The 21,281-nt window shown below is 59.0% G+C and carries 18 protein-coding genes; 13 read left to right on the top strand and 5 right to left on the bottom strand.

Going from position 1 to position 21,281, the window contains the following annotated elements; genetic code table 11:
* Positions 1–7: 7 nt before the first annotated feature.
* The 3 genes from V7756_RS15670 to V7756_RS15660 are packed head-to-tail and all read left to right on the top strand — an operon-like array spanning position 8 to position 2,698.
* Positions 8–1,054, top strand: a complete 1,047-nt coding sequence (locus V7756_RS15670; RefSeq protein WP_335611135.1) for a FecCD family ABC transporter permease — start codon at positions 8–10, stop codon at positions 1,052–1,054.
* The gene (locus V7756_RS15665) at positions 1,054–1,818 is read left to right on the top strand and encodes a heme ABC transporter ATP-binding protein (protein ID WP_335611134.1); all 765 of its coding nucleotides are present in this window, start codon (positions 1,054–1,056) and stop codon (positions 1,816–1,818) included. The genes V7756_RS15670 and V7756_RS15665 overlap by 1 nt, the downstream gene beginning before the upstream one ends.
* 7 nt (positions 1,819–1,825) lie before the next feature.
* On the top strand, positions 1,826–2,698 hold the full coding sequence (locus V7756_RS15660; protein ID WP_335611133.1) for a ChaN family lipoprotein: 873 nt from the start codon (positions 1,826–1,828) through the stop codon (positions 2,696–2,698).
* Here V7756_RS15660 and V7756_RS15655 read toward each other — a convergent pair.
* Positions 2,695–3,342 (bottom strand): TetR family transcriptional regulator, encoded by a 648-nt coding sequence (locus V7756_RS15655; RefSeq protein ID WP_335611132.1) that lies wholly within the window; start codon positions 3,340–3,342, stop codon positions 2,695–2,697. The genes V7756_RS15660 and V7756_RS15655 overlap by 4 nt on opposite strands.
* Before the next feature lie 195 nt (positions 3,343–3,537).
* Here V7756_RS15655 and V7756_RS15650 point away from each other — a divergent pair, with 195 nt between their 5' ends.
* The 3 genes from V7756_RS15650 to V7756_RS15640 are packed head-to-tail and all read left to right on the top strand — an operon-like array spanning position 3,538 to position 9,278.
* On the top strand, positions 3,538–4,719 hold the full coding sequence (locus tag V7756_RS15650) for an efflux RND transporter periplasmic adaptor subunit (RefSeq protein ID WP_335611131.1): 1,182 nt from the start codon (positions 3,538–3,540) through the stop codon (positions 4,717–4,719).
* Between the two features lie 6 nt (positions 4,720–4,725).
* On the top strand, positions 4,726–7,863 hold the full coding sequence (locus V7756_RS15645; RefSeq protein ID WP_335611130.1) for an efflux RND transporter permease subunit: 3,138 nt from the start codon (positions 4,726–4,728) through the stop codon (positions 7,861–7,863).
* Positions 7,860–9,278: an efflux transporter outer membrane subunit gene (locus V7756_RS15640; protein ID WP_335611129.1), complete on the top strand. Its 1,419-nt coding sequence runs from the start codon at positions 7,860–7,862 to the stop codon at positions 9,276–9,278. Before V7756_RS15645 ends, V7756_RS15640 begins: the two co-directional genes overlap by 4 nt.
* A gap of 240 nt (positions 9,279–9,518) precedes the next feature.
* Here V7756_RS15640 and V7756_RS15635 read toward each other — a convergent pair whose 3' ends face one another.
* From V7756_RS15635 to V7756_RS15625, 3 genes are all read right to left on the bottom strand, one after another.
* A complete protein-coding gene (locus V7756_RS15635; RefSeq protein ID WP_335611128.1) occupies positions 9,519–10,316 on the bottom strand; it encodes a cyclic nucleotide-binding domain-containing protein in 798 nt (265 codons plus the stop codon).
* Between the two features lie 208 nt (positions 10,317–10,524).
* Entirely contained in the window at positions 10,525–10,791 is a 267-nt protein-coding gene (locus tag V7756_RS15630) for a TfoX/Sxy family protein (protein ID WP_335611127.1), read from the bottom strand.
* A 188-nt stretch (positions 10,792–10,979) separates the two neighbouring features.
* Complete coding sequence (locus tag V7756_RS15625) at positions 10,980–12,524, bottom strand: bifunctional aminoglycoside phosphotransferase/ATP-binding protein (protein WP_335611126.1); 1,545 nt, start codon at positions 12,522–12,524, stop codon at positions 10,980–10,982.
* A gap of 123 nt (positions 12,525–12,647) precedes the next feature.
* On the opposite strand from V7756_RS15625, the gene mrcB reads away from it, so the two are divergent.
* From mrcB to V7756_RS15610, 3 genes are all read left to right on the top strand, one after another.
* The gene (mrcB, locus tag V7756_RS15620; protein WP_335611125.1) at positions 12,648–14,972 is read left to right on the top strand and encodes a penicillin-binding protein 1B; all 2,325 of its coding nucleotides are present in this window, start codon (positions 12,648–12,650) and stop codon (positions 14,970–14,972) included.
* Between the two features lie 74 nt (positions 14,973–15,046).
* Entirely contained in the window at positions 15,047–15,718 is a 672-nt protein-coding gene (locus tag V7756_RS15615; protein ID WP_335611181.1) for a tetratricopeptide repeat protein, read from the top strand.
* 32 nt (positions 15,719–15,750) lie between these two features.
* A complete protein-coding gene (locus V7756_RS15610) occupies positions 15,751–16,074 on the top strand; it encodes a YqcC family protein (protein WP_335611124.1) in 324 nt (107 codons plus the stop codon).
* Here V7756_RS15610 and V7756_RS15605 read toward each other — a convergent pair.
* Positions 16,071–16,511, bottom strand: a complete 441-nt coding sequence (locus V7756_RS15605) for a DUF4124 domain-containing protein (protein WP_335611123.1) — start codon at positions 16,509–16,511, stop codon at positions 16,071–16,073. The two genes, V7756_RS15610 and V7756_RS15605, sit on opposite strands and share 4 nt — an antisense overlap.
* A 413-nt stretch (positions 16,512–16,924) precedes the next feature.
* On the opposite strand from V7756_RS15605, the gene V7756_RS15600 reads away from it, so the two are divergent.
* The 4 genes from V7756_RS15600 (at position 16,925) to pssA (ending at position 21,188) form a co-directional block, all read left to right on the top strand.
* Positions 16,925–18,655, top strand: coding sequence for an acetolactate synthase 3 large subunit (locus V7756_RS15600; protein WP_335611122.1), 1,731 nt, complete (start codon positions 16,925–16,927; stop codon positions 18,653–18,655).
* Positions 18,656–18,657: 2 nt separating this feature from the next.
* Entirely contained in the window at positions 18,658–19,149 is a 492-nt protein-coding gene (ilvN, locus tag V7756_RS15595; protein ID WP_335611121.1) for an acetolactate synthase small subunit, read from the top strand.
* A 48-nt stretch (positions 19,150–19,197) separates the two neighbouring features.
* Entirely contained in the window at positions 19,198–20,214 is a 1,017-nt protein-coding gene (ilvC, locus tag V7756_RS15590; RefSeq protein WP_335611120.1) for a ketol-acid reductoisomerase, read from the top strand.
* Positions 20,215–20,342: 128 nt separating this feature from the next.
* The gene (gene pssA / locus V7756_RS15585) at positions 20,343–21,188 is read left to right on the top strand and encodes a CDP-diacylglycerol--serine O-phosphatidyltransferase (RefSeq protein ID WP_335611119.1); all 846 of its coding nucleotides are present in this window, start codon (positions 20,343–20,345) and stop codon (positions 21,186–21,188) included.
* The last annotated feature ends 93 nt before the right edge of the window (positions 21,189–21,281 follow it).

Genomic DNA, 21,281 nt, shown 5'->3' with positions numbered 1-21,281 from the left:
AAAATGGATGGTTGCGGCCTACCGCTTCAAACCTCTGGTGATAGTCTTGCTGCTTGCGCTGCTACTGGTGTCGGTGCTGCTGTCGCTGGCCCTGGGGCCCGTTTCCATTCCGCTGGGTGATACTCTGCGAGTGCTGGTACGCTGGTTTTCCAGTGCTGAGCTGCCGGCTGACCACGTGTTGATCATTGAACATATTCGCTTGCCGCGCACGCTCATGGGCGTGCTGGTCGGTGCCACGCTGGCACTGACCGGCGCAGCCATGCAGGGGTTGTTTCGCAATCCTTTGGCGGACCCCGGACTGATTGGTGTATCCAGCGGCGCGGCATTGGGGGCTGCGCTCAGCATCGTCCTGGGTGGCGTCCTGTTCTCCGGGTTGCCGCCGTTGCTGCTGCCTTACGCCACGGTGACAGGTGCTTTTGTCGGCGGTGTGGCCACCACCTGGTTGGTGTATCGGCTGGGTCAGTCGGTGCAGGGCACCTCGGTGGCCAGTATGTTGTTGGCCGGTATCGCGATTGCCGCTATCAGCGGCGCGGTCATCGGCCTGCTGAGCTACCTCGCCGACGACGCCACGCTGCGTACCCTGACCTTCTGGAATATGGGTACCCTGGGCGGTGCCAGCTATCAACGTGTGATGGTGCTGGCGCTTTGTTGTGCGCTGGTATGGTGGCGTTTGCCACGGCAGGCCAAGGCGTTAAATGCATTGTTGCTCGGCGAGTCGGAGGCGCGGCACCTGGGCATAGAGGTCGAGCGGGTAAAGCGTGAGCTGGTGCTGCTCACTGCTTTGGGGGTAGGCGCCTGCGTTGCGGTAGCGGGGCTGATTGGCTTTGTCGGCCTGGTGGTGCCGCATTTGGTGCGGCTGTTGCTAGGGGCTGATCATCGGCGTGTACTGCCAGCCTCCATGTTGCTGGGTGCCGGGCTGCTGGTGCTGGCGGATGTGGGTGCTCGGCTGGTGGTGTCGCCGGCTGAGCTGCCACTGGGCATAATTACCGCCTTGCTCGGGGCGCCCTTTTTCCTGTCTCTGCTGATGCGTGCCCAACGCCGTGGAGGCATCTGATGCTGCGGGTGGAAGAGCTGTCCTGTTCGCGTGGCGCACGCCTGGTGCTGCAGGGGATTACCTTTGCGCTGAAGGCAGGCGAAGTGCTCGCTGTTCTGGGCACCAACGGCGCTGGAAAGAGTACGCTGCTGGCCAGTTTGACTGGAGAGCTGACACCGCATAGCGGCAACATCGAGTTGTCGGGTCGGCCGTTGAGCCAATGGCCAGCGCAACAGCGGGCGCGGATGATGGCAGTGTTGCCACAAAGCTCCTCGCTGGCATTTCCGTTCAGTGTGGCGGAGGTGGTCGATATGGGACGCTTGCCGCACGCGACCGGGTTGCAGCAGGACCGTTGGATAGTCGAGCAGGCGATGGCGGCCACCGATGTCATGCAGCTGTCGAAGCGCAGCTATCTGACACTGTCCGGCGGTGAGCGTCAGCGCGTGCATCTGGCGCGGGTGCTGGCGCAGATATGGGACGTGGGTGAACAGGGTTGCCTGCTGCTGGATGAGCCGACAGCTTCACTGGATCTGGCTCACCAGCAGCTGATATTGCAGCAGGCGCGCGCTATGGCCGCACGCGGCGTGGCGGTAATGGTCGTGCTGCATGATCTGAACCTGGCGGCGCGTTACGCCGATCGCTTGCTACTTCTACACCAGGGCCGAATCGAGGCGTTGGGCGGGCCATGGCAGGTGCTCAGTGCCGAACGCATAGCCAGCGTTTTCGGCGTGCAAGCCCGGGTAGAAAGGCATCCGCTGCAAAATACCCCCCTCATCATAATCTGAGGTGTTGATGAAAACCCTGTTGTGGCTATTGCTGGTCGGTTTTGCTGCGGCATTGGGTGCCGCGGAGTTGCCAGTTGACCGGGCCGACTCGCCTGGTGCTGCCCTCGACCCCGGGCGCGTTTGGGATACCCGCGCGCAACACTGGCTGGATGCGGCCCATCTGCCTGGTCTGCTGGCCCGCAGCCCTTATGTGGTGATCGGCGAAAAGCACGACAATCCCGACCACCATCGCCTGCAGCTCTGGTTGCTGCAGCAATTGCAGGCAATGCGCCCGCAAGGAGCCTTGTTGATGGAAATGCTGCAGCCGGGTCAGCAGGCCGCAATAAACGCTCTGCAGCACAAGCCGTTGCCGCCAGCCACCCGACTGCGGCAGCAACTCGATTGGCAACCTGGCTGGGACTGGACGCTATACGGCCCCTTGGTGCACTGGGGATTGGCGCAACCGCAACGCCTGTTGGCGGCGGATCTGGCACCTGCTCAGCTACGGCACCGTTACCAGCGACCACCGCCGGTCAGCACCCGTTACCCGGCCCCGGCGCTGAGAGAGTTGAAACGGGTGCTGCGCGAGAGTCACTGCGGCAAATTGGCGGCCGAGCGGCTACCGGCCATGCTGGCAATTCAACAGGGGCGTGATGAACAGATGGCGCGGCTATTGGCGGAGGCGCCGACGCCGGCGTTGTTGTTGGCGGGCAGCTATCACGCGCGACGTGACCTTGGGGCGCCGCTGCATTGGCGCTCGAATTGGGGGCCGTTGCCCACGGTAGTATTGCTGCAAGAGACCGGTCAAAGTGCTTTGCCCGATGCGCGACAGGCTGATTTTGTATGGCTTACGCCGGCAGCACCGGAGCAGGATTACTGCGCAGCCTGGGACAAGAGCTAGCGCTGCGTCTGGCTGGTGCGCATGCTCGGGCTCAGTCTGAGCATATCGAGAACGGCAGCGGCTACATCGCCAGCGCGATCTCTCAAGCTCAGCCGGGTGGGCACCATCAGCCACTGGTTGATCACGCCGATAATGAGGCTGTGCACACACAACAAGGCAAGCTCCAGATCCAGATCGGCCGGCAGCTCACCGCGGGCCATGGCCAGCCGCAACGTGGTAAGGATGTGATTGTCATGCTCCTGGCGCATGGCCTGCAGGTGTTTCTTGGGGCCGCAGGGCTCATCGGTGTATTCACATTTCAGAAAGATGATTTCGTTTACCCTGCGGGCAGCGGGATCCGCATCGACTCGACGAAACACTTCGGTAAGCAGCTCACGGAACAGCTCCAGGGGGTGGCTCTCGTCCGGATTGCGGGTAGCTTCGCTGAGCGCCTCAAGCGGCATGTTGATGCGCTGAAACAGCGCGTCCAGCAAGTCGGCCTTGTCCTGGAAATGCCAATAAATGGCACCGCGAGTAACGCCGGCAGCCTGTGCTATGTCGGTCAGAGAGGCGCGAGAAACGCCTTTTTCATGGAAGCATTGCTCCGCCGCATCAATGATGCGCTGGCGGGTTTCAAAGGCTTCTTCTTTGGTGCGTCTGACCATGTGTTTCCAGTGTTGTGCGAGTGATCGTGATCCACGGAAGTGGAGTTTGTGAGCTAATGTTAACTGATGCCTAAAAGGTCTTACAAACATTCATGAATGTAAGTATATTATGCGCCATTGTTGCTGTCTCTCGCTGAGTGCTGAGCGAGTGTTTCGGTAAAAGATCAAATATTTCTGCCTTCACGAGGGTTCCCCATGCCGATCAAGCCAGCTCACGCTGCACTGATTCCGTTGTTAGCTACCACTTTGTTTATTGGCGCTTGCCAGGATCAGAACCAGGCCGAGGGTCAAGGCCAGGGCGCCCAGCAGGGGCCGCCGCAGGTGGGTGTGGTTACTCTGGAGGCCGAACGCTTTCTGTTGACTACCGAACTGCCGGGACGCACCGCCGCCTACCGTATCGCCGAAGTGCGTCCGCAGGTAAACGGCATTATCGAAAAGCGCCTGTTCGAAGAAGGCGCCGAGGTGGAAGCAGGACAGCAGCTGTATCAGATTGACGACGACGTTTATCAGGCCACGCTGAAAAGCGCTGAAGCCAGTGCCCTGGCGAGCCGTTCGCTGTCAGAGCGTTACGGCATTCTGGTCAAGGAACGCGCGGTCAGCCAGCAGGAATTTGATGAGGCTCGCTCCAGCAGCCTGCAGGCTCAGGCCGCGCTGGAACAGGCGCGCATCAACGTGCGCTACACCAAGGTGCTGGCGCCGATTTCCGGCCGGATCGGGCGCTCGGCGGTCAGTGAAGGAGCCTTGGTCAGCAATGGCCAGGCTCAGGAGCTGGCCACCATCCAGCAACTGGATCCTATCTACGTAGATGTTACCCAGCCAGCTCGCGACATGCTGAACCTGCGTCGCGATCTCGAAGCCGGCCGACTGGAACGCAGTGGCGACAATGCCGCCAAAGTGACCCTGCAGCTGGAAGATGGCAGCGTCTATCCGCTCGACGGCAAGCTGGAATTCTCTGAAGTTTCGGTCGATTCGGGTACCGGCTCGGTGACGTTGCGGGCGGTTTTCCCCAACCCGGACGAAATGCTGTTGCCGGGCATGTTCGTGCACGCCCAACTGATCGCCGGGGCCAAGAGCGATGCCATTCTGGCGCCGCAGCAGGGCATTACCCGTACGCCGCGCGGCACCGCCACCGCCATGGTGGTAAACGCCGAGAATAAAGTGGAAGTCCGCGAGGTGAAAACCGAGCGCACTGTGGGCAATCGCTGGCTGATCAGCTCTGGTCTAAACGACGGCGACCGCCTGATCACCGAGGGACTGCAATTTGTGCAGCCGGGGGTGGAAGTGAATGTCAAACCCGCTACCAATGTTTCCGATGCGGCCAAGCCGGGCGCTTCGGCCCCGAGTGACGATGCTGCAGCCGCCAACCAGGAAGGGTAATCGTTCATGTCACGTTTCTTTATCGATCGCCCGATCTTCGCCTGGGTAGTGGCGCTGGTCATCATGCTGGTTGGTGGCCTGTCGTTGCTCAAGCTGCCGATCAACCAGTATCCGAGTATCGCGCCGCCGGCGGTGGGGATCTCCGTGGCCTATCCGGGCGCCTCGGCGCAGACGGTACAGGACACCGTGGTGCAGGTTATCGAACAGCAAATGAACGGTATCGACGGCCTGCGCTACATTTCCTCGGAGAGCAACTCCGACGGCAGCATGTCGATCACCGTAACCTTTGAGCAGGGCACCGACCCTGATATCGCGCAAGTGCAGGTGCAGAACAAGCTGCAGCTGGCGACGCCCTTGTTGCCGCAGGAAGTGCAGCAACAGGGTATTCGGGTAACCAAGGCGGTACGCAACTTCCTGTTGGTTATTGGCGTGGTCTCGCAGGACGGCAGCATGAACCGCGATGACCTGTCCGACTATATCGTCTCGAATATTCAGGATCCTATCTCGCGGACAGCTGGCGTGGGTGACTTTCAGGTTTTCGGCGCGCAGTACGCCATGCGTATCTGGCTGGATCCGGCCAAGCTGAACAATTTCAATCTGACCCCCATGGACGTCAGCGCGGCCATTCAGGCGCAGAACGTGCAGGTGTCGGCGGGCCAGTTCGGCGGTTTGCCGGCGGTGCCGGGCCAGCAACTTAATGCCACCATTCTGGGCAAAACCCGACTGCAGAAGCCGGAGGAGTTCCGCAAGATTCTGCTCAAGGTACAAAGCGATGGATCGCAGGTACGCCTGGAGGACGTAGCCAAGGTCGAGCTGGGGGCACAGGACGCGAGTATTTCGGCACTGTATAACGGCAAGGCCGCTTCGGGCATGGCGATCAAGTTGGCGACCGGCGCCAACGCGCTGGAGACCGGCAAGGCGATTCGCGCCACCATTGCGAATCTGGAGCCGTTCTTCCCGGAAGGCATGGAAGTCGTGTATCCCTACGACACCACGCCGGTGGTGGCAGAATCGATTCTGGGGGTAGTGCACACCTTGTTCGAAGCCATAGTTCTGGTCTTCCTGGTGATGTATCTGTTCCTGCAGAATTTTCGCGCTACCTTGATACCCACGCTGGCGGTGCCGGTGGTCTTGCTGGGTACCTTTGGCATGCTGTCGGCTTTTGGTTTCAGTATCAATATTCTGACCATGTTCGCCATGGTGTTGGCGATCGGTCTGCTGGTGGACGATGCCATCGTGGTGGTCGAGAACGTGGAGCGGGTGATGGCCGAGGAAGGCCTGTCGCCGCTGGAAGCGACACGCAAATCCATGGGGCAGATTCAGGGTGCGCTGGTCGGGATCGGGCTGGTGCTGTCGGCGGTGTTCCTGCCGATGGCGTTTTTCGGCGGGTCCACCGGGGTAATCTACCGACAGTTCTCGATTACCATTGCTTCGGCCATGGGACTCTCTGTGCTGGTTGCATTGATCTTCACGCCGGCACTCTGCGCGACCATCCTAAAACCGATCCCCAAGGGGCATACGCACGAGAAGCGTGGTTTCTTCGGCTGGTTCAACCGTACCTTCGATCGCGGCATTCACCGCTATGAGAAGGGCGTGGCCGGGATTCTCACTCGCAAGGCACCCTATCTGATTCTCTATCTGCTGATCGTCGGTCTGATGATCTTCCTGTTCACCCGCTTGCCTGCGGCCTTCCTGCCGGACGAGGACCAGGGTGTGCTTTTTGCGCAGGTACAGACACCGGTAGGGTCGACTGCCGAGCGCACTCAGCAGACCGTAGACGCCATGCGTACCTACCTGCTTGAGGAAGAAACCGACACGGTCAACTCGGTATTTACGGTTACCGGTTTCAACTTTGCTGGCCGGGGCCAGAACGCGGGTCTGGCGTTTATCGGCCTGCACCCCTGGGAAGAGCGTACCGGGGATGGGGAGGATGTGTTCTCGCTGGCACAGCGGGCGCAGCAGCATTTCGCCGGTTTTCGTGATGCCATGGTCTTTGCCTTTGCACCGCCGGCGGTAATGGAGTTGGGAACGGCGACCGGTTTCAACTTCTATCTACAGGACAATTCCGGCGTCGGGCACGACGTGTTGCTCAGTGCCCGTAACCAGTTCCTGGGAATGGCGCAGCAAAGTGAAGTATTGGCCAACGTGCGGCCCAACGGCCTGGATGATCAACCGCAGTACCAGTTGCTGGTCGATGATGAAAAGGCACGCGCATTGGGCCTGTCGCTGAGCGATGTGAATCAGACATTATCGATTGCCTGGGGCTCGAGCTACGTGAACGACTTCATTGATCGCGGCCGGGTGAAAAAGGTGTATCTACAGGGTGAAGCCGAAGCGCGGATGAATCCGGAAGATTTGCAGAAATGGTTTGTGCGCAATGACGCCGGTGAGATGGTGCCCTTCAGCGCTTTCGCCTCGGGTGAGTGGGTTTATGGCTCGCCGAAGCTGTCACGCTATAACGGCGTCTCGGCGATGGAAATCATGGGTGAGCCAGCACCGGGCTACAGTACCGGTGATGCCATGGCGGAAGTGGAGAGCATGGCGCAGAAGCTGCCCAAGGGCGTGGGCGTATCCTGGACCGGCTTGTCCTATGAAGAGCGCCTGTCCGGCGATCAGGCCCCGGCGCTCTATGCACTGTCGCTGATTGTGGTGTTCCTTTGCCTGGCTGCACTCTATGAAAGTTGGTCCATTCCGCTGGCGGTGATGCTGGTAGTACCGCTTGGGGTCATAGGTGCGCTGATGGCGACTCTGGGGCGTGGGCTGTCGAACGACGTATTCTTCCAGGTGGGCTTGCTTACCACTATCGGTCTGACGGCGAAGAACGCGATCCTGATCGTGGAGTTCGCCAAGGATCTGCATGAAGAGGGCATGAGCATCTTTGATGCGGCGGTAGAAGCCTGTCGGCTGCGTTTGCGTCCGATCGTCATGACCTCGTTGGCCTTTACGCTCGGTGTGGTGCCTCTGGCGCTGGCCACCGGCGCTGGCGCCGGTAGCTCCCACGCCATCGGTACCGGGGTGATTGGCGGTATGCTCACGGCTACCGTGCTGGCAATTTTCTGGGTGCCGCTGTTCTACGTACTGATTACCAATCTGTTCAAGGGCAAAGACAAGCCCGCGACGGACGTAAAGGAGGAGCAACAGTGAAGCGCTGTCTATTAAGCCTGGCGGTGATGGCTGCCCTGAGTGGTTGCTCTTTGATTCCCGATTATCAGCGCCCCGCAGCGCCGGTGCCCTCCGCCTGGGAAACCGGCGATCAAGCATCTGCCAGTGGCACCGTACTGATCGGCTGGCAGAGCTTTTTCAAGGATCCGGAGTTGCAGCGGCTAATCGCGGTGGCGCTGGAGAATAATCGCGACCTGCGCGTGGCGGCTCTGACTGTAGAGGCCAACCGTGCCTTGTACGGAATTCAGCGAGCCGAGGTGTACCCGCAGCTTGATCTCAACGGCAACGGCAGTCGCATGCGCATGCCGGCGGATCTGAGCAACAGCGGTGAGAGCAGCATTACCAGCCAATACTCGGCCACGGTAGGGGTGTCCTGGGAGCTGGATCTGTTTGGCCGTATCGCCAGCTTGCGCGAACAGGCCCTGCAGGAGTTTCTTGCCAGTGATGAGGCGCGGCGCGGCGTACAGATCAGCCTGGTAGCCAACGTAGCCAGCACCTATTTCACCTGGCAGGCAGATCAGGCGCTACTGGAGGTGACCAGGGAGACACTGGATACCTACGAGGAAAGCCTGGCGCTTACCAACCGCAGTTTCGAAGTCGGGGTGGCGTCATCGCTGGAGCTATCTCAGGCGCGTACCGCGGTTGAGACCGCGCGGGTCAGGTTGGCGCAGTATCGACGTTTTGTCGCCCAGGATCGCAATGCGCTGACCGCGCTGTTGGGGCAGGCGGCACCGCAGCTCCCGGCGCAGAGTGCGTCGCTGAATCAACAATTGCTGGCCGAGTTGCCGGTAGGGTTGCCGTCCGAAGTGCTTTATCAGCGACCTGATATTCTGCAGGCCGAATATCAGTTGCGCGCGGTCAATGCCAGCATTGGTGCGGCCAAGGCGGCCTTCTTCCCGAGTATCAGTCTGACCGGCGCCGGTGGTACTGCCAGCAGCGATCTGGATGGGCTATTCGGCAGTGGCTCTGAATACTGGAGCTTTACTCCGAGCATCAGCGTGCCGATCTTCCGGGCCGGTGCGCTCAAGGCCAGCCTCGATTACGCCGAGATCATTAAGAATCAGCAGGTGGCGCAGTACGAGGGTGCTATCCAGACCGCTTTTCAGGAAGTAGCCGATGGCCTTGTCGCGCGCGAGACCTACATCGAGCAGGTGAATGCCCAACGCGCGTTGCTGGAAACCAGCGAGGACTACTATCGCCTGGCCGATCGCCGCTATCGCACCGGGATCGATAGCTACCTGACGGTGCTGGACGCGCAGCGTCAGCTCTTCGAGGCGCGTCAGGGGGCGGTTACCGATCGGCTCAGCCAACTGATTAGTGAGGTCAATCTGTACAAGGCGCTGGGCGGTGGCTGGTATGAAGCGCAGCCGCCGGAGGTGCGTGAACCCGAAGCCTGATGGCTTGGCTTGAAGAAAAACGCCGTTGCCCGGCCGGGCCGCGGCGTTTTTTTTTGCCACTCAAAAGCTGGGCCTGAACGCCAGGCAAAAAAATGCCCGCTCATTGAGCGGGCGAAATCCGTGATTAGCCTGATGAGGAGATAACCGTTTGTCTCGCGACAATCTGTTATCAAAGCCATCTCGCGATGACTTGCTGCTAATGATAACGCATATCATTCATGCGTCAAGTGTAAATGAGAATTATTTTCCGTTGAGTTGTTTGTAGTGTGTCAGTTCCTTGTTCATCAGGTCGATGCGGCGCGCCATGCTTTCGATCAGGCTATGTGCAATACGCGGGTTGCTCTGCATCAGCGCGAGGAACTGCTCCTTGGGAATCATCATCACTGTGGTGGGCGCGCTGGCAATCACCGTCGCTGAACGCTTCTCGCGAGTGAACAGCGCCATGGCACCAAAGATCTCGTCCTTCTGTACATCACCGACCTTGATGCCTTCTACGAAGGCTTCAGCATGACCTTCGGTGATGATAAAGACATGGTCTGCCTCTTCACCCTGGCGAATCAGCTCGGCACCGGGCGCGAAGTGCTGGAAGCCGGTGACCGGTCGCACTTCAGGCTGTTTGCTATGGGCCAGGGCATCCGACATCAGTGCGGCCTGGCCAAGAATGTATTGGGTGAACTGCTCCTGCCGTTGGCTATTGCCGTGAATGTGCTTGAACAGGGCCTCTCGGTCGTAGGGGATCAGCGTGAGGGGTTCTTCGCTCATATAGCTGCAGGGCGCGGTATTGAGCCCCTGGCGCAGACCGATGAGGTCGCCTTCCTGAATATAGAACAACGGCTTGTCGTCAATCAGCGCGTGCAGAAGACCGCTTTTCAGCAGATACAGGCGGTTATGACCGATATGCTGGTACAGGTCCTCGACGGCATCCAGCTCGATCGGCGCGTCGCAAGGGTCCAGTCCTTGCAGGAGCTGTTCGGGAATGCGCTGCAGAGTGTTGATGAGCTTCTCAGCGTAGGGGGGCTGGTCACCTATAAGGTACATAACTGAATTCCTTTTAATTGGGTCCTGATCTGCCGGAGCGTGGCTGTGCACCGAGGTGGCAGATGCCGGCTGGGCTGCAGCGCCAGACATACATTACTGCAGGGTCCCCTCTGCTCGTCAACATAAAAGCCTCAGCCCTGAGCTGACAACCGCTTTGCGCTGGCCTTGTGAGGTGCGTCGCGGAAACGGCGCGCCGATTTCGTGCAGGTCAAGGTGGTGACCGCTCGCGCAGTTGGTGCAACAGCTGCGCTTTGTAATCCGGGTCCAGATCGTTCCAGTGAACATCCTGCAGGGCGCCGGCAATGGAAAACATGAGAGCCTTGGAGGCATTGAATCCACGTGCACGTACGGCGCTGTAGGCGCCTACGGGGCCCAACTGGCGCAACTGGTCGAGGTTGTGAATGCCGGTGGCGTGCAGCCACTGGGCAGAGGTCTTGCCCAGATTGCGCAGCCTGAGTAACTCATCCTGGCTCATGCTCACCCCGCGTTGCTGAATAGCAAGAAACGAAGATGGCAGTGAGCGAAGGCGAGCCGGTGCTGGTGCCAGACGTGATCGCCAAGCAATAATCAGTTTGCAGCATGGTATCGGGCTTCTTTTTATTGGTATCCCGATACCAGTGTAGATTCCTCTGTTGAATCCGTACAGCCGCGCTCTGGTGCGGGCTATAACCGCTTTTTCAGCTGCTCGGAGAGTGCCAGCATGCTGGCTTCGCTGGAGGTGTCCACGGATAGACTGAGCTGCTGCTCCTGATCGTCCAGCGGCTCTAGCTGTTGCTGTTGTTGCTCGACGATCTGCAAGGTGGCGTCAGAGGGGTCGCTGCCCTGAGCGCGACGCTGTTCTATCCATTGCGCTACGGTCGCCAAGGGCACGTCGCAATGCAGTATCAGGCACGGAGCGCACTGCAGCTCGATGGCATCGCGCATCTGCTGGCGTTGGGCACGTTTGAGGTGGGTGGCGTCAACAATGACCGGGAAGCCGCAACCAAGTATCAGGCTGGCTAGGCTGGCCAGGCGGTCATAGGTTTTGGCGCTACGTTCAGGGGAGTAGAGTCCGGCGTTTGCGGTCTGGGCGTCGTCGCTGCCGAACAAGCGCTTGCGCTCACGGTCCGAGCGTATGCGAATGGCGCCAAGCTCGCCCACCAGATGTTGCGCGAGGGTGCTCTTGCCTGTGCCTGAAAGACCAAAGGTGAGCAAGCCAAAGCGCGCTGGTACCTCGGTATAGTGCTCAGCCAGGTTGGTATAACTGCGGTAGCGTTGCATGACCTGTTGCCGCTGTTCTTCGCTGCAGTCATCACTCAGCCCAAACAACGCGACCTTGGCGCGCACCATGGCGCGGTAGGCCTTGTAGTAGTTGAGTACTGCCAAGCCTTCGTAGTCGCCCGAACTCTCCATATACACGCTGACGAAGCGCTGAGCCAGGCCGTGCAGGCCGCGGTCCTCGAGATCCATCGCCATGAAGCCGACATCGGCCATTACATCAGTCCAGCGAAAGGCCTCGTTGAACTCAATGCAGTCAAACAGGGTCACTTGTCCGTCAACCAGGGTGACATTGTCGAGATAGATGTCACCATGGCACTCGCGAACCAGACCGGCGGTTTTGCGTTCTGCCAGTTGGGGCGTCAGGCGCTGGAAGGTAGTATTGGCCCACTGCTCCAGTTGGTCGAGCTGCGCGATATCATCGGCGGCACTGAGGAAGGGGCGTATCTGCTCGAAGTTCTGCGCCACCGGCATATGCACCTGATCTGGATTACCATAGGGCATCGCCAGCGTGGCGTGATCTATGCGGGCATGAAAATCCGCCAGGGTGGTGGCCAGCTCGTCGATGTGCCTGTTTTCCAGCCGACCCTCGCGCTGCATGTTGCCCAGCAGGTCCTGCTGACGGAACTGGCGGGTTTTTACCAGATACTCGATAACTGGCCCATCGCCTTCCAGGCTGGGTTCTTCGATACTGCCGCGCACGGGCACTACGCCAAGGTACAGGCTGGGGGCAAGGCGCTGGTTGAGACGAACCTCTTCGTTGCAGAAATGCTTGCGCTGCTCGAGCGTGGAATAATCAAGGAAGCCGAAGTTGACCGGCTTCTTGATTTTGTAAACATAGTCGCCGGTCAGGAGCACCCAGGAAATGTGAGTTTCCATCAGGGTGAAGTCACTCACCGGGTGATCGTAGAGCGCGGGATTTTGCAGGGCTTTTAACAGGGTTTGGCTCACGGAGTTTCCTTGCTGGGGCTGGCAATGAGAACATTATGCGGGTTGGCTGGTCTGAGGCCAACCATGGCGACAGGCTGTTAGTGTGCTAACAGTCTCAACGGATGTAAGAGAAAGCAGGGCAATATGGCTAAGAAACGCAAGGCGCGATCAAAGAAAACGAGCATGAAGCAGCGCCTGGGTGGGTGGGTGTTGAAACTGGGCCTGGTTGGTCTGGTTCTACTGGCGGCACTGGCGATGTATCTGGACGCCATAGTGCAGGAGAAATTTTCCGGTAAACGCTGGTCGGTGCCAGCCAAGGTGTTCGCCCGCCCGCTCGAGCTTTATGCCGGCCAGCATCTTGATCGTGACGACTTTCTTACTGAGCTCAAGGCATTGGGCTACCGTCCGGTGAACTCGATCAGCGGCCCGGGTCAGATGGCTGTCAGCGGTAGCCAGATTGATGTCTACACGCGCGGCTTTCAATTCTTCGAGGGCACCGAGCCGGCTCAGCGGGTGAGCGTACGTTTCAACGGCAATCAGGTCGCCAGCATTGGTGGTTCAGCCAGCCTGGTGATGGCGCGGCTGGAGCCGATGATGATCGGTGGTATCTATCCTGCGCACAATGAAGATCGCATTCTGGTGCGCCTGGATCAGGCGCCGCCCTACCTTGTCGACTCACTGGTGGCGGTGGAGGATCGCGAGTTCTTCCAGCATTTTGGCGTTTCACCCAAGGGTATTGCCCGCGCGATGTACGTCAATATGACCTCTGGCAGCCTGCGCCAGGGTGGGAGTACGCTCACGCAGCAACTGGTGAAAAATTTCTACCTGAACAGCGACCGCAACATCATCCGCAAAGGGCTTGAAGCCATGATGGCGGTGTTGCTGGAGGTGCATTACTCCAAGGAAGAGATTCTTGAGGCCTATCTCAATGAGGTCTTTCTGGGCCAGGATGGCAGTCGCGCCATTCACGGGTTTGGTCTGGCCAGTCAGTACTATTTCGCCCAGCCTTTGCAGGAGCTGCAGCTGCATCAGGTGGCGCTGTTGGTGGGTATGGTCAAGGGTGCTTCCTATTACAATCCGCGCCGCAACCCGGAGCGCGCGACCACGCGCCGCAATCTGGTCATCGATCTGATGGCTGAGCAGGGCATGATCAGTGCGGAGCAAGCGGTGCAGGCGAAAAACAAGCCGCTTGATGTCTCGGCTGGCGGAAGCATGGCCGATACCAGCTATCCGGCGTTCATGGACCTGGTCAAGCGTCAGTTGCGTGCCGATTACCGCGACGAGGATTTGACCAGTGAAGGGCTGCGTATCTTTACCAGTCTAGACCCCTTGCTGCAGCACAAGGCTGAAGAGGCGGTGAAAACTACCCTGAAACGGCTTGGGCCGGCGCAAGAGAATGTGCCGCTGGAGTCGGCGATGGTGGTGTCGGGAGCGCAGACTGGTGAGGTGCTGGCGGTAGTGGGGGGCAGCGATCCGAGGTTCTCCGGCTTCAACCGCGCGCTCGATGCCTCTCGGCCGATAGGTTCGCTGATCAAGCCGGCGATCTACTTGACCGCGTTGGAGCAGGCCGAACGTTATTCACTGGTCACGCCCATTGACGATGCCCCTATTGAGCTTCCCGCGGAACCCGGCAAGACCTGGTCGCCGCAGAACTACGGCCGGGAAAGTCACGGCCTGGTTCCGCTGTATCTGGCGTTGGCCAAGTCCTACAACCAGGCAGCGGTGCGCCTGGGTATGGATGTGGGAGTCGAGAAAGTGCTCGATACCGTGCGTCGTCTGGGTGTAGAGCACGACTGGCCGGCGTATCCCTCCATGCTGCTGGGCTCTGGTGCGATGACGCCGATGCAGGTCAGCGATATGTATCAGACCTTGGCCAACGGCGGCTTCAATACGCCGCTGCGTTCGATTCGCAACGTGCTTACCGCACAGGGCGAACCGCTCAAGCGTTACCCGTTTGAGGTGCGTCAGCGCTTCGATTCCGCTAGCATTTTCCTGACCCAGGAAGCCATGTCGCACGTCATGACGGAAGGCACCGGGCGCTCGGCCTATAATCGGGTACCTTCCAGTGTGCGCTTGGCTGGCAAGACCGGTACTACCAATGATCTGCGCGATAGCTGGTTTGCCGGGTTCTCGGACGATCTGGTGGCAGTGGCCTGGGTGGGCCGGGATGACAACGGTCGCACTCGTCTTACCGGCGCGACGGGTGCGCTGCAGGTCTGGGCTGCGTTCATGGGGGAAGCCCATCCGCAAAGCCTGTCGGCCGTGCCGCCTGGCGGCATCGTCAAGGCTTGGGCCGATCCGGCCACAGGCCTGGGCAGTGACCCTTCCTGTGAAGGCAGCCTGGAAATGCCGTTCCGTCAAGGTTTTGAGCCATTGCCTGGACCCGGCTGCCGCCCGGTAATAGATACCGAGGCGCTACAGGATGGTGCCAACAAGGTGCTGGATACCATTCGTGGCTGGCTGCGTTGAGCCGCACTGCGTACACTGCCGCGATCAGGCTTGAAACACGAGCCGCCGTAACGAGAGGATGAGGCAAAATGGGGATCAGACAAATCGCACCGCTGGCGGCCGTATTGGCGCTTTTGGCGGGTTGCGCCGGCTCAGGTGGCGCCATTCCGGTGGTAGACAACGGCCGCCCGGTGTCCAATGAAGACATGCAAACCGGCGCAGGCCGGGTGACGCCGGCCACGCCGGTAACCAGCGCGCCACGGGACAGTGGTGTGGTGGTTATGGTGCCCAATGCCGAGGGCGGCTCCAGCCAGGTTGAATCCTATCCGCTGGATTCCCAGCCTGCGCTGCAGACAGGCTCGGGAGTGTCCTCGGTGCCTAGCAGCGGGAATGGCAGTCTGGGCTCGAATGTGGGCAGCAGCGTGCTGCAAGGAGATGAACAGCTTGATGGTCCGGTGCTGGCGCTGCTTACCACTGCGCGGCAGCAGGAGAGCAACGGCGATCTGAACGGCGCCAATGCCAGTCTGGAGCGGGCAATGCGCATCGCGCCCCGCGAGCCGCAGGTACTCTACCGACTGGCTCAAGTGCGGCTTGGTCAGGGCGACGCAGCACAGGCCGAGCAGTTGGCTCGCCGCGGTTTGAGCTACGCTTCGGGCCGCCCGGAATTGCAGGCAGGGTTGTGGGAGCTGGTAGCCCAGGCGCGAGAACAGCAGGGCGACAGCACAGGCGCCGAGCAAGCCCGGCAGCGCGCCAAAGTCTCGTCTTGAGCGAAGGCGTCGGGCCGGGATTGGCCGCTGCCTTGAAAGACCTTGAGAGCGAGCTGCGTAGCCTGGGTTTATGGTCCACACACCCGCCTGAACCCGCAAGGCTCGACAGCAGTGCACCTTTTTGCGTGGATACGCTGCTGTTTGAGCAGTGGTTGCAATGGCTGTTCATTCCACGCATGGCCGCCGTGCTCGATCAGCAAGCGGGGTTGCTGGCCAAGCCCCGATTACTTCCCATGGCAGAACAGGCTTTTGTTCATCTGGGGAGGCGCAGGCACAGCCTGTTATCAGCGGTGGCCCAGATAGATCGGCTGGCGGCGGCGCTGCCAGCCAATCCCAAGGTATCCGGCAGGCATTAGTCGCAGTGAGTGGCCAGCTCTTCGCGGGCCTTCGCAATCATGCTTTGGCGCTCGTCTTCGCCAATGCGCTCCATCTCGCCTGCGGCGTTGGTTCTGCCCAAGCGCGGATTGTTCTCCATAGTGGTGAGGTCTTCACGCAGTTTGGCGCATTGCGCTTCCTGCAGAGCCTGCTGCTCTTTGGTTTGCTGCTGCGTGGCAGCGGTGGCCGGGCTGTCATCTGGTGCGTCGGCTGTGCTCGACGATTCGGCTGGCTCCGGCGCCATTTCGCTGCCCAGCTTGGGGGGCGCGGTAACATTCATGCGCTCATACTGGCTACTGACGGGCGGCTGTTGGCTGAATTGAGTCACACCATTTTCGTCGACCCACTTGTAAAGCTTTTCTGCCATGAGCGGCGTGCAGGCCAGGCCCAGTGCAATGGCTATTACCGTCTTGCGCATGCTGTTTTCTTCCTTGTTGTGATCCGGTGGCGGCGAACCGCTCCCCTCACTATAGCCAAAGGCACTGTCAGGGGTACATCCCGCTGTGCGTAATTGTGCAACTTGGCTTGACTTGTCGGTCTTGAGTGTAAACAATTCGTGGTTCTCATAAGCCAGCTGCTATCGGTGCTCACCCGCAACCGAGGCGGCGGGCTTTGTTGCTCAATCCAGGAGGCGAAACCCGCCAACTCCTGGCCTGGCACCCGCACGCGCTACCTCGCGCTGGGGGAGGCAGCTCCAAACAGCAGGAGTCAGTCTCCAAGCACGTAGTCAAGCTGATGCATGGCAACTACCGTTGTCACTGCGCTGCCGAGCAGTAAACAGGTATCCGGCTGCCCTCCTATGGTGGGTGGCATGCTAGAGGTGATTCAAAAGTGGAGCTTTTATCCGGCGCTGAGATGGTCGTCCGCTCACTGCGTGACGAGGGTGTTAAATATATCTACGGGTACCCCGGTGGTGCCCTTCTGCATATCTACGATGCGATTTTCCGTCAGGACGATGTTGAGCATATTCTGGTGCGCCATGAACAGGCTGCTGCTCACATGGCTGATGGTTATGCGCGGGCTACCGGCAAGGCTGGCGTGGTTCTGGTGACCTCGGGCCCAGGCGCCACCAATACCATTACCGGTATTGCGACCGCCTACATGGACTCGATCCCCATGGTGATCATTTCCGGCCAGGTGGCGAGCAACGTTGTGGGTACTGATGCTTTCCAGGAAACCGACATGGTCGGCGTCTCTCGCCCTATCGTGAAGCACAGCTTCATGGTCAAAGATCCGCGCGATATTCCCGAGATCATCAAGAAAGCCTTCTATTTGGCTCAGACAGGTCGCCCTGGTCCGGTTGTAGTCGATATACCCAAGGATATGGGTAATCCTGCGGACAAGTTCGAATACAGCTATCCGAAGAAGGTCAAGCTGCGCTCGTACAATCCTGCCACGCGTGGTCATTCTGGCCAGATCCGTAAAGCCGTGGAGATGATGCTGGCTGCCAAACGCCCGATCATTTATTCCGGTGGTGGCGTCATCCTAGGTGGTGCGTCAAGCCAACTGACCGATCTGGTCAGGGCGCTCAATGTGCCAATCACCAGTACGCTGATGGGTTTGGGGGCCTACCCCGGCACTGATCGCCAGTTCCTCGGCATGCTGGGTATGCACGGCAGCTACACCGCCAACCTGGCGATGCACCATGCCGACGTGATTCTGGCGATTGGCGCGCGCTTTGATGATCGCGTGATCAATGGCGACAATGCTGCCAAATTCTGCCCCAATGCCAAGGTCATTCACGTTGACATCGATCCGGCATCCATCTCCAAGACGGTCAAGGCAGATATTCCGATTGTCGGTCCGGTAGAAAGCGTGCTGAGCGAAATGATCGCGATCTTCAAGGAGATCAATCAGCAGCCCGATCAGGAAGGCCAGACTGCCTGGTGGAAGCAGGTCGATGAGTGGCGCGGTGACGGTAAGCTGTTCCCCTATGATGCAGGCGACGGGTCCATCATCAAGCCGCAGCACGTTATTGAGACGCTGTGGGAAGTCACCAAGGGCGATGCCTTTGTGACTTCTGACGTGGGCCAGCATCAAATGTTTGCTGCGCAGTATTACCCGTTCGACAAGCCTAATCGCTGGATCAACTCCGGTGGCCTGGGCACCATGGGCTTCGGTTTTCCGGCGGCCATGGGGGTGAAGATGAATTTCCCGGAGGCTGATGTGGCCTGTGTTACCGGTGAGGGCAGCATCCAGATGAACATCCAGGAGATGTCCACCTGTTTGCAGTATGACCTGCCCGTGAAGATCATCAACCTGAACAACGGTGCCCTGGGTATGGTGCGTCAGTGGCAGGACATGCAATACAACAGTCGCTACTCGCATTCGTATATGGAATCGCTGCCTGATTTTGTTCGTCTTGCCGAGGCCTATGGTCACGTCGGTATTCGTATCACCGACCTGAAAGACCTGAAGCCGAAGATGGAAGAGGCATTTGCCATGAAAGATCGCCTGGTATTCCTCGATATTGCCGTGGATACCAGTGAACACGTTTATCCCATGCAGGTTCGGGGTGGCGCGATGCGTGATATGTGGCTGAGCAAAACGGAGCGCACCTGACTATGAGACATATCATTTCCGTATTACTGGAAAACGAACCAGGCGCGCTGTCCCGGGTTGTAGGCCTGTTTTCGCAGCGTAACTACAACATCGAGACCCTGACCGTGGCGCCAACCGAGGACCCGACTCTTTCGCGTCTGACGTTGACTACCATCGGCCATGATGAAGTAGTCGAGCAGATCACCAAGAACCTCAACAAGCTGATTGAGGTGGTGAAGCTGGTCAACCTTTCGGAAGGTCCGCACATCGAGCGCGAGCTGATGCTGGTGAAGATCAAGGCAACCGGCGCGCAGCGGGCGGAAGTCAAACGCACTACCGACATCTTTCGCGGGCAGATTGTCGACGTCTCGGCGAGTGTCTATACCGTGCAGCTGGCGGGCACTACCGACAAGCTGGAGAGCTTTATCGAAGCGATCGGGCCTACTTCTGTGCTGGAAGTGGTGCGCACCGGTGTTTCCGGTATCGCTCGTGGCGAAAAAGTTCTGAGCATCTAACTAATTGGTTGCGGATCGGGTGATCCGCACAGGAAACAGGGGAAATTCATGCACGTTTATTATGATAAAGATTGTGATCTGAGCATCATCCAGGGCAAGAAAGTTGCCATCATCGGTTACGGCTCGCAAGGCCACGCCCACGCCTGCAACCTGAAAGACTCCGGCGTTGATGTCACCGTTGGTCTGCGTCCTGGTTCCAGCTCCATCGCCAAGGCCGAAGCTCATGGTCTGAAGGTCAGCGATGTGCCGTCTGCGGTTGCTGCTGCCGACGTGGTCATGATTCTGACGCCTGATGAATTTCAGTCTCAGCTGTACAAGAATGAGATCGAGCCTAACTTGAAGCAGGGTGCCACCATGGCCTTTGCACACGGCTTTGCCATTCATTACAACCAGGTCGTTCCACGCAGCGACCTGGACGTGATCATGATTGCCCCCAAGGCGCCTGGCCACACTGTGCGCTCCGAGTTCGTCAAGGGTGGCGGCATTCCTGATCTGATTGCGATCTTCCAGGATGCGTCCGGCAACGCCAAGAACGTCGCCTTGTCTTACGCCTCCGGCGTGGGTGGTGGCCGTACTGGCATCATCGAGACTACCTTCAAGGACGAGACCGAAACCGACCTGTTCGGTGAGCAAGCGGTTCTGTGTGGCGGTGCGGTTGAGCTGGTCAAGGCCGGTTTCGAGACTCTGACCGAAGCAGGTTATGCACCGGAAATGGCCTACTTCGAGTGTCTGCACGAACTCAAGCTGATCGTCGACCTGATGTACGAGGGCGGCATCGCCAACATGAACTACTCCATCTCCAATAATGCGGAGTATGGCGAGTACGTGACTGGCCCCGAGGTTATCAACGCCGAATCCCGCGAAGCCATGCGCAATGCTCTGAAGCGCATTCAAAGCGGCGAGTACGCCAAGATGTTCATCGCTGAAGGTGCACACAACTATCCGTCCATGACGGCAGCGCGCCGCAACAACGCGGTACACCCGATTGAGCAGGTAGGTGAGCAGTTGCGCGGCATGATGCCGTGGATTTCCGCCAACAAGATCGTCGACAAAGCCAAGAACTGATTAGTTCAAGGTTTTAAGAGAAACGCGGCCCTGTGCCGCGTTTTTTTATGCATGCAACTTGGAATACTGGTTATTTCTACGGCATGTTGCCACACTGGTTAGCTCGGTATTCTTGAGAAGGTAATGTCATGACAGAGCAGCAATCCAATAGACCGGAACCCGATCTGGACGCATCCCATACCCTATTGCCCATAGATGAACATGTGGAAGAGAGTCACGGTCCGGATGGCAAGAAGGTGCGGCATAAGGGCATATACCTGTTGCCCAACCTGTTTACCACGGCGGCGCTGTTTTCGGGCTTCTATGCCATTGTCAGCGCCATGGATGGCAATTTTTCCCATGCCGCAGTGGCGGTATTCGTTGCCATGGTGCTCGACGGCCTGGATGGGCGGGTTGCGCGGCTGACCAATACCCAGAGCGCTTTTGGAGCTGAATATGACAGTCTCTCGGATATGGTCGCCTTCGGGGTCGCGCCGGCGGTAGTGGTGTTCAGCTGGGCGCTGACGGACATGGGCAAGGTGGGTTGGGTGTTCGCCTTCATCTATGTAGCAGGTGCGGCTTTACGCCTGGCACGCTTCAATACGCACATTGGTGATGACGATGGCAGGTACTTTACCGGGCTGCCCAGCCCTTCAGGTGCTGGTCTCGTGGCGGGCATGGTATGGGCTCTATCCGATTTCGGAGTTGATGGCGCCAGTATTTCAGTGCTGGTAGGCATCATGGCTGCGCTGGGCGGGTTGTTGATGGTCAGTAACTTCCGCTACTACAGCTTTAAGGATCTGGATTTCAAAGGGCGCGTTCCTTTCTTCGCTATCCTGGTAGTGGTCTTGGTCTTTGCAGTGATCTCATCTGACCCTTCGCGCGTACTCTGGGCCATCTTTCTGGTGTACACCCTCTCTGGTCCGATCATGTCATTGTGGCGCTGGAAGCAGCGTAACAAGCCGGCTGTGGAGGAGGGCGAGGAAAAGTTGTAATTAAATCGTCATCAAGGGCTTGACGGCCCTGCTCAAGTCTCTATAATTCGCCCTCTCGCTGAGCAGGAAGCTCCAAGTAAAGCGCTTATTAAT

The organism is Halopseudomonas sp. (genome assembly GCF_036961105.1).
Classification (GTDB): Bacteria; Pseudomonadota; Gammaproteobacteria; order Pseudomonadales; family Pseudomonadaceae; genus Halopseudomonas.
The sequence above is the reverse complement of the archived record's forward strand: the minus strand, read 5'-3'. Positions and strand labels throughout refer to the sequence as shown.

Excerpts from the sequence above, each read along its gene's own strand:
- V7756_RS15665 (WP_335611134.1), top strand. The coding sequence starts at position 1,054 with ATGCTGCGGGTGGAAGAGCTGTCCTGTTCGCGTGGCGCACGCCTGGTG.
- V7756_RS15660 (WP_335611133.1), top strand. The coding sequence starts at position 1,826 with ATGAAAACCCTGTTGTGGCTATTGCTGGTCGGTTTTGCTGCGGCATTG.
- V7756_RS15630 (WP_335611127.1), bottom strand. The coding sequence starts at position 10,791 with ATGAGCCAGGATGAGTTACTCAGGCTGCGCAATCTGGGCAAGACCTCT.
- V7756_RS15605 (WP_335611123.1), bottom strand. The coding sequence starts at position 16,511 with ATGCGCAAGACGGTAATAGCCATTGCACTGGGCCTGGCCTGCACGCCG.
- V7756_RS15670 (WP_335611135.1), top strand. The coding sequence starts at position 8 with ATGGTTGCGGCCTACCGCTTCAAACCTCTGGTGATAGTCTTGCTGCTT.
- ilvN (WP_335611121.1), top strand. The coding sequence starts at position 18,658 with ATGAGACATATCATTTCCGTATTACTGGAAAACGAACCAGGCGCGCTG.
- V7756_RS15645 (WP_335611130.1), top strand. The coding sequence starts at position 4,726 with ATGTCACGTTTCTTTATCGATCGCCCGATCTTCGCCTGGGTAGTGGCG.
- mrcB (WP_335611125.1), top strand. The coding sequence starts at position 12,648 with ATGGCTAAGAAACGCAAGGCGCGATCAAAGAAAACGAGCATGAAGCAG.
- pssA (WP_335611119.1), top strand. The coding sequence starts at position 20,343 with ATGACAGAGCAGCAATCCAATAGACCGGAACCCGATCTGGACGCATCC.
- V7756_RS15655 (WP_335611132.1), bottom strand. The coding sequence starts at position 3,342 with ATGGTCAGACGCACCAAAGAAGAAGCCTTTGAAACCCGCCAGCGCATC.
- V7756_RS15635 (WP_335611128.1), bottom strand. The coding sequence starts at position 10,316 with ATGTACCTTATAGGTGACCAGCCCCCCTACGCTGAGAAGCTCATCAAC.
- ilvC (WP_335611120.1), top strand. The coding sequence starts at position 19,198 with ATGCACGTTTATTATGATAAAGATTGTGATCTGAGCATCATCCAGGGC.
- V7756_RS15650 (WP_335611131.1), top strand. The coding sequence starts at position 3,538 with ATGCCGATCAAGCCAGCTCACGCTGCACTGATTCCGTTGTTAGCTACC.